This is a genomic window from Kocuria sp. (assembly GCF_030536815.1).
Taxonomy (GTDB): Bacteria; Actinomycetota; Actinomycetes; order Actinomycetales; family Micrococcaceae; genus Kocuria; species Kocuria gwangalliensis.
In genome coordinates this window covers 14428-16968 of the sequence record NZ_JAUNPE010000046.1, presented here as the reverse complement: position 1 = coordinate 16968, position 2541 = coordinate 14428, and the positions used below count along the sequence as shown (strand labels likewise).

Annotated in this window: 3 protein-coding genes and 1 pseudogene; 1 reads left to right on the top strand and 3 read right to left on the bottom strand. The window is 62.9% G+C overall.

Going from position 1 to position 2541, the window contains the following annotated elements:
- Positions 1-14: 14 nt before the first annotated feature.
- Positions 15-335 carry a hypothetical protein gene (locus Q4E95_RS06295; RefSeq protein ID WP_303382509.1) on the bottom strand — a complete coding sequence of 107 codons (321 nt, stop codon included), beginning with the start codon at positions 333-335 and terminating at the stop codon, positions 15-17.
- A gap of 209 nt (positions 336-544) precedes the next feature.
- Between Q4E95_RS06295 and Q4E95_RS06290 the strand changes: the two genes are divergently transcribed.
- Positions 545-1036 (top strand): YajQ family cyclic di-GMP-binding protein, encoded by a 492-nt coding sequence (locus Q4E95_RS06290; protein WP_303382508.1) that lies wholly within the window; start codon positions 545-547, stop codon positions 1034-1036.
- A gap of 76 nt (positions 1037-1112) precedes the next feature.
- On the opposite strand, the gene htpX is transcribed toward Q4E95_RS06290, so the two are convergent.
- Together htpX and Q4E95_RS06280 are read right to left on the bottom strand one after the other, a co-directional pair.
- Positions 1113-2012 carry a zinc metalloprotease HtpX gene (htpX, locus tag Q4E95_RS06285; RefSeq protein WP_303382507.1) on the bottom strand — a complete coding sequence of 300 codons (900 nt, stop codon included), beginning with the start codon at positions 2010-2012 and terminating at the stop codon, positions 1113-1115.
- 37 nt (positions 2013-2049) lie between these two features.
- A pseudogene (locus tag Q4E95_RS06280) lies at positions 2050-2541 on the bottom strand (hypothetical protein); the annotation flags it as partial.

The following is a 2541-nucleotide window of genomic DNA, read 5'->3' as shown; positions in this document are numbered from 1 at the left end:
CAAAATTGGTCCGATCAGTTCATGTGGCGAACGATTTTGGCCGCAAAGGCATCCGCTTGCTCCTGGGTGACGTCGCCCAGGGCGACCGCGCGATCCAGGTCTTGACGGATGCCTGCCAGGCGCCGCTGGACCGCCACGCCCTGGCCGGCCACTGCATTGGACTGGACGGCGGGAGGAGTCAGCAGTGCGCGGGGTGGTTGAGCCTGAGCCGCTCCGGAACCACCGACGATAAGTCCTGCGGCAAGCGCTGTTCCCGCGAGGGCGCCACTGCCCCGGCGGAGTACGGCCTTGGAGACCTTGACCCCGGGCACACGGATACGCGACTGCTTTTTCATGGGCAAAACCCGTCTTGACAAGGAAGAATGATGGTCTGAAGCAGAACGGCTGCGGTCGATCTGAGTCATGGACTCATCCTTACCCGTGGTCCTGAAATCCGCCTGTGCTCCCGGTGACAAATTGATAACAACCAGGAGACCAGGACGACCACTAGGCTGGTCCGTGAGAGTTATCAGCACGCCTCCAACACCCAAGTGAAAGGAACACCGTGGCTTCAGAATCTTCGTTCGATGTGGTCAGCAAGGTAGACAAGCAGGAAGTCTCCAATGCCCTCAATCAGGCTCAGAAAGAGGTGTCCCAGCGCTACGACTTCCGCGGGGTGGGCGCCGAGATCGACTTCTCGGGCGAGAAGATCTTGATCAAGGCCAACTCCGAGGAACGAGCCCAGGCCGTTCTGGACGTGTTCCAGTCCAAGCTCGTCAAGCGCGGCATTTCCCTGAAGTCCTTGGACGACGGTGAACCGTACGCCTCCGGCAAGGAGTACCGCATCGAGTCCACCATCAAGGAGGGCATTGCCCAGGACCAGGCCAAGAAGATCACCAAGCTCATTCGCGATGAAGGGCCCAAGGGTGTGAAGGCCACCATCCAGGGCGACGAGCTGCGGGTGTCCTCCAAGTCCCGCGATGATCTGCAGGATGTGATTGCGCTGCTCAATGGGTCAGAACTCGACGTGGACCTGCAGTTCGTGAATTACCGCTGATACAGGCCGTTGGTGGGGTCAGAAAGAAGCCGTGACCCGGGTTGGGGTCACGGCTTCTTCCGTGGCTGGTCGCTGATCAGTTGGTGCGGCCGTAGAACCCTCCGCTGCGCGCCATGTTCTCCAACCGAGCCACACGGTCGTCGGTCGATGGGTGGGTGCGGAACATGCTTTTGAGCCCGCCGCCCCGGAACGGGTTGGCGATCATCAGGTGCGACGTGTTGACGAGCTGTTGATCGTTAGGATTCATCGGACGCTGAGAGGCGCCGCCCTCGATCTTGCGCAGTGCGGATGCGAGCGCCAGCGGGTCACCGGTGAGCTGCGCGCCGTCCTGGTCGGCGTCGTATTCGCGGGTCCGTGAGATGGCCATTTGGATGACCATGGCGGCAACGGGAGCCAAGAAGGCCATGAGCAAGGCCACCAGCGGATTGCCGCCGCGGTCCCCGCCACGGCCGCCGAAAATGGCGGCGAACTGCAGGAATTGCGCGGCAGATGTGATGAGCCCCGCCACGGCTGCCGCCACCGAAGAGGTCAGGATATCTCGATTGTAAACATGCATCAGTTCGTGGCCCAGAACCCCGCGCAGCTCGCGCTCGTCCAAGATCTGGAGGATACCTTCCGTACAGCACACGGCGGCATTCTCCGGGTTACGGCCGGTTGCAAACGCATTGGGGCTCATGGTGGGGGCAATGTACAAACGCGGCATGGGCTGGCCCGCCCGCTGCGACAGGTCATGCACGATGCGGTACATGGTGGGCGCTTGCTGCGGCGTCACTTGAATTGCCCGCATGGACCGAATGGCCAGTTTGTCCGAGTTCCAGTAGCTGTACGCCGTGCCGATCAGTCCGATCACGGCAAAGATCACGATGAACACCGAGCTACGGGTAGCTCCGGCAATGACCGCGCCGATAACCAGCAGCACCGCCCACATGCCGCCCAGCAGCAGCACGGTTTTCAGCCCGTTGTAATGCTTATGCATTCCACCTTCTCCTCCGCACCGGGCTACCGCGCAGCAATTACGGGCGCGCACCGGTGAGTAAATATGCAATCCAATCAGTCAACGTCCAGCCGCTTGGTACTGTTCCCCACCGCCCTGTGACGTCGCTGGGATTTTCGGCCGCCGTCACGTCGGGGACATCCACCGCATCGGTGGGGTCCGGCGCGGGTTGCGTTGGGCCGGTCACCGGAGCGGTCGGTACGGGCACGGTCGGGTCGGTGGCAGGACCCGTCGGCTGGGTGTCCGGCCCGGCAACAGGCGGTTTCTCGGACGACGACGGCGCTCCGGGCGTCGCGGGCGCTTCGACCTCCGGCGCGCTCGGCTGGGCTTCAGGATTGTCCGGAGTTGCCGGGGCGTCCGGGGCGTCCGGGGTGTCGCTGCCGTTATTGTTTTCGACCGGGCCGTTCGGATCGGCCGGGCCGGGATCACCCGTGCCGACATTGCCCGAATCGGGAACCTCAGGGAGCGAATCGACCACCGGATCCGGAGTTTCGATAGGTCCGGGAACCTC